Here is a 4,402-nt window from a genome sequence, read left to right as displayed (position 1 = left end):
GCTTCTGATTGGATGCTCGACAAATGGATATATGACCGAATCCTCGGCAGCTGCACTTCTCCCTCATGTTGATTTTGTCAATATCGGATTGAAGGGTGTGAGTGCTGAACGGTATCGTTCCTGCGGGGCGAAGAGTGCGGATCCCGTCTATCGAACGATCCGTATGCTCCATGAAGGTGGCGTGCATGTCGAGGTTTCTCTGGTGCATATGAATGGCGGAGAGGATGAGGTGACAGGCGCCGCCTCAAGGATTGCGGCTATCTCACGGGATATTCCCCTTCAGATAATGCGTTTTGTGCCTTTTGGGGATGCTGATCTCGTTCTTGAACCGACAATCTATGATAGTGAGGCATTATGTGAGCGTCTAAAACTCATGCTCTCCTGGGTTTATCTCTTCAATTCACCAGGTACTGACTATCTGACAACATATTGCCCTGAATGTTTCAGCCCGTGTATCGAGCGGGAATTTTATGGGCCGATGGGATCGCATATAACTGGGAATGTAAAGAAGCAATGCACGTGCGGGTATCATCTCCCTGTCAGGGGGATCATCCATAGGGAGAGCTTCTCAGAGTCTGGTATGATGGGAGGGTACCGGATAACGAGAGGGCTTGAGATGATATGGGCTATCCTCCATTGCCTTCAGGTTCAGGATAATGACACACTCGCCAGAATCTGGGCTGAGGTGCTTCAAAGCGGGATGCTGAAGAAAGAACTTCATGACAGGATGAACAATATTGAAGCATATGATGACCTCATTATGGATCTTGCCACCCGTTCTGGTATGATTGAGGAAGGCCAGGAACTGTCTGCGTATATTCGAACACGATATGAAAGCGTCCGAAGCAAGGTTGAATCCGCCCCCAAACCACGCGTATATTATGCCATGGGCCATCCACTCTTTGCCATTAATCCTGGCCGGTTTGAGGGTAGGCTCGTTGAGGCTGCCGGAGGCGAATATGTCAATAAAGCGATAGGAAAGGAGGGAAAACCCGGCATCAATATCTCCCGTGAGGAGATGATGGGGTTGAATCCCGAGTTTATCTTCACTTCAGGTTTTATCTCGTCTTCGGTGAGTGATACCTCCCGTTATTGTATGGAACATACTATTGATGTTCCGGCTGTCAGAGAGGGGAATATCTATTCGATGCACCCTACGTGGGACTTTGGAAGTCCTCGCTGGATTCTTGGTCTGATGACGATTGCAAATATTCTCCATCCCGATCGCTGCCAATTTGATATTGAAGATGAAGCACATCAGTTTTACACAAGGTTCTATGGGATACCCTATACATCAGTCTCGCCAAACCGGTCATTTGCACAACCCGGGGTTTTGCATGATTGATACGGTCTTCTGATGGCTGAATCCTTTCACCAGATCTTTTTTTTTGCATCAACCCGCATCCTTTTATCCACCTTCTCCCTAATACTCCGCATGCACCTGAGTGACGAACAGAAGAAGGCGATCGAGCGGTATTCCAGCCTTGATGACATCCCGGCGGATGAGCGGAAGTACAAATGCCATACCTGCCATCATATCGTGGATGAGGAGCCGTGCCCGGCCTGTGGCGAGACGAATCTCCAGCTGATGTGCCCGGTAGATCACTGCCACTGCCCGCACGATATCGTTGAGTCCCTTGAATACTGCCCGCTCTGTGGTGCTCCGGTCTGTCCCGAGTGCGGATCACATGATGTCTCCCAGATCTCGCGGATCACAGGATACCTCTCCGATGTCACCGGTTGGAATGCTGCAAAACAGCAGGAACTTAAAGATCGGGCCCACTACGATATTGGATGAGATATTATCTCCGTGAGAGCACTCTGGTGATACGGGGGGATTTTAATGCCCTCAGCTCAGGGGTCGGTGGCGGATCCGGCAGGGTTACAACCCTCCTGAACCATACGGTGCCGTTTGGCTATGATGCGCCTGAGCCGGAGCGGACGCTTGGCCTGGTTGCCGCCTCACTTGGTCTTGGTAACTCTTTCTTCGGTCTGATGACGGCAGTCCCGATGCAGCATCTGGTGGTGCTCCGATATGATTTTCTGACCCTCTTCATCACCGCCGGAACGACCCACCCGACACCGGAGGGGCCCGGCACCATCAATATCATCATCACAAGTACCGAAGGGTTCTCCGGATCCGCCCTCGCCGGGGCGTTCATCACCGCCACCGAGGCGAAGGTGCAGGCGCTCCGGGATCGGGATCGCTCCTATACCGGTACAACATCGGATGCGATCATTGTTGCATCGGAGGGTGAGGTGAAACACAAGTACTCAGGTCCCGTCTCTGAAGCAGGCAGCCGGATCATGAGCGCTGTCCGGCATGGGGTGGCAGTGGCACTTGATCGGTATGAAGGGAGAGTCCTCTCTGATAAGCCTGCATTTATCATCTACAGCCGGTTCAATGGCGGGGGATGGGTTGAATGGTCGCCTGTGAACTGCCCGTACTATCCCTGCCATTTCAAGGGGCAGCGGTGCGATCTCTGTTACTGCCCCCTGTACCCCTGCGGTGATGAATCTCTTGGCAGCTGGGTGCAGAGTTCATCGGGCGGCAGGGTATGGGCCTGCACGGAATGCACATTAAACCATGAGCCGGAGGTTGTCCGGCATCTGAAAAGAAATCCTGAGGCGGCCCTGAGTGAACTGAAGGCCGTCTCAAAGAGAAAATAACTTACTCTACTGCGATCCCAAGTGCTGAAGCGAGCTCCTCCAGCGGGATACCATGCACCATTGCGGCTTCGCGGACGGTCTCGTTGTGTGCAATGGCGCACCCGAGGCACCCCATGCCAAAGCTCTGGAGGATGCCTGCGGATTCCGGTTTCTCTTTAACGAGTTCCATTATCGTTGAATCGAGGGTGATCGACATAGAGAAAATTATTGATCTGTGACCTATTTATCTTTGTGTCCCCTGACACTTTCACCCCCCGGTCAGATCTATTATAACCCCTGCATACAGATGCATTGTTGGAGATCATTATGGATACCCAAGAGATAATAGCTAGAATCTCCCAAAAACTGAAAGCACAGGACATTGTTCCGGATTCAGAGCGTATTGAAGCAAAGATTAACCGCCTTGTATCCGAGTTCGGGGTGCCGCCGGCTGAAGCTGAACGGACAATCCTCCAGGATATCCTGAAGGAACATGGTAAACAGATCCCAAAACCCCAGACCTCTTCATCTTCGGATATGACGCGGATTGCCGACCTTTCTCCCGGGGAATGGGTCACCATCGAAGGAAAGGTTGTCTCGGTCACCGATCCGCCTTCCCCTGCTGTTGCCCAGAAAGGAATTATTGCAGATGAATCCGGTGCAATCGGGTTTGTTATCTTTGCAAAAGGTGCCCCGGCACTTCTGAAGGCCGGTGAATGGTACAGGCTGGAGTCTGCTGTCGTCGACGAGTTCCGTGGTCTTGCGAACCTCAAGATCCACTCAGGTACAACCGTCACTCCGATCAACGAAGACCGCACGCTGACTCCTGTTTTCACCAGCATCGCTGACCTCTCTCCTGGTATTGCCTCGATAAAGGGGAAAGTTATCCAGAACTGGGAGGTCAGGCATGACCGGATGCAGCAGACCGGGCTTATTGGGGATGAGACCGGAACGGTGAAATTCCTCGTCTGGAAAGGGGGATCTGACCAGCAGCTTGCAATCGATCAGGTGTACTCTCTCCGTTATGCAGCAGTAGAGGAGTATAACGGCCGCCTCTCGGTAACCATCGATCCCGCTTCCTGCTCTCCGCTTGAAGATGGTGATATCGAAGTCCAGTCAACGGCTCCCGGTGCAATGGAGGAGGCACTCCCCCGGATAGAGGGGAAGATCATCTCTGTTGAATCGTCTGTCTCGGATGCAATTGCCGCACAGGGGATCATCGCAACAACTGAAGGTGCATATGCCTTTACCCTCTGGGCAAATGCCGGTATTTTGCCTCCTGAAAAGGGAATGTGCTATGCGATCGAGGGAGCCTCAAAAGGTTCATTCCGCGGCGCATCCCGGATATCTATGGGGGAAGGTGCACTGATCACCCCGATTGAGGATCGTTTCTTTCCACCCCCTCCACAAACAACGGTCGCCGATCTCTCACCCGGGATAGCCTCCATACGGGTTAAACTCGTCCAGGAGTGGGAAAGCCGGAGCGAAAGGATGCTCCAGACTGGTCTTGTCGGTGATGAGACTGGTGTTCTGAAGTTCATCCTCTGGAAGAATGAGGGTGTGGAAAAACTTCAGGAGAATACCGTCTATAACTTCTTCTATGCTATTGTTGATGAGTATAATGGACGATTATCTGTTAACCTGACCCAGGCGACTGCCCTTCCCGAAGAGGAGGGAGATATAGAGATTGCCCGTGATGGAACAGCGATCCAGGGCGCACTCGTCCATATCGCATCAGGATCGGGGATCGTGA

The 4,402-nt window shown here is 52.3% G+C and carries 5 protein-coding genes; 4 read left to right on the top strand and 1 reads right to left on the bottom strand.

All coding sequences use genetic code 11. The features are described from left to right. The 3 genes from QCH34_RS07525 to QCH34_RS07515 form a co-directional block, all read left to right on the top strand. Nucleotides 1–1,345, top strand: a 1,345-nt coding sequence (locus QCH34_RS07525) for an ABC transporter substrate-binding protein (RefSeq protein ID WP_300332412.1), incomplete at its 5' end; no start/stop codon positions are given. Between the two features lie 90 nt (nt 1,346–1,435). Further along, entirely contained in the window at nt 1,436–1,798 is a 363-nt protein-coding gene (gene nrdD, locus QCH34_RS07520) for an anaerobic ribonucleoside-triphosphate reductase (RefSeq protein WP_300332409.1), read from the top strand. Continuing rightward, nucleotides 1,795–2,670, top strand: a complete 876-nt coding sequence (locus QCH34_RS07515) for an adenosylcobinamide amidohydrolase (protein WP_300332407.1) — start codon at nt 1,795–1,797, stop codon at nt 2,668–2,670. Before nrdD ends, QCH34_RS07515 begins: the two co-directional genes overlap by 4 nt. A 1-nt stretch (nt 2,671) precedes the next feature. Here QCH34_RS07515 and QCH34_RS07510 read toward each other — a convergent pair whose 3' ends face one another. After that, complete coding sequence (locus QCH34_RS07510) at nt 2,672–2,866, bottom strand: DUF1858 domain-containing protein (protein WP_300332405.1); 195 nt, start codon at nt 2,864–2,866, stop codon at nt 2,672–2,674. A gap of 110 nt (nt 2,867–2,976) precedes the next feature. Here QCH34_RS07510 and QCH34_RS07505 point away from each other — a divergent pair. Further along, on the top strand, nt 2,977–4,402 hold a 1,426-nt coding region (locus QCH34_RS07505), incomplete at its 3' end, for a hypothetical protein (RefSeq protein ID WP_300332403.1).

Source organism: Methanocalculus sp. (assembly GCF_029762515.1).
Lineage (GTDB): Archaea > Halobacteriota > Methanomicrobia > Methanomicrobiales > Methanocorpusculaceae > Methanocalculus.
The sequence above is the reverse complement of the archived record's forward strand: the minus strand, read 5'-3'. Positions and strand labels throughout refer to the sequence as shown.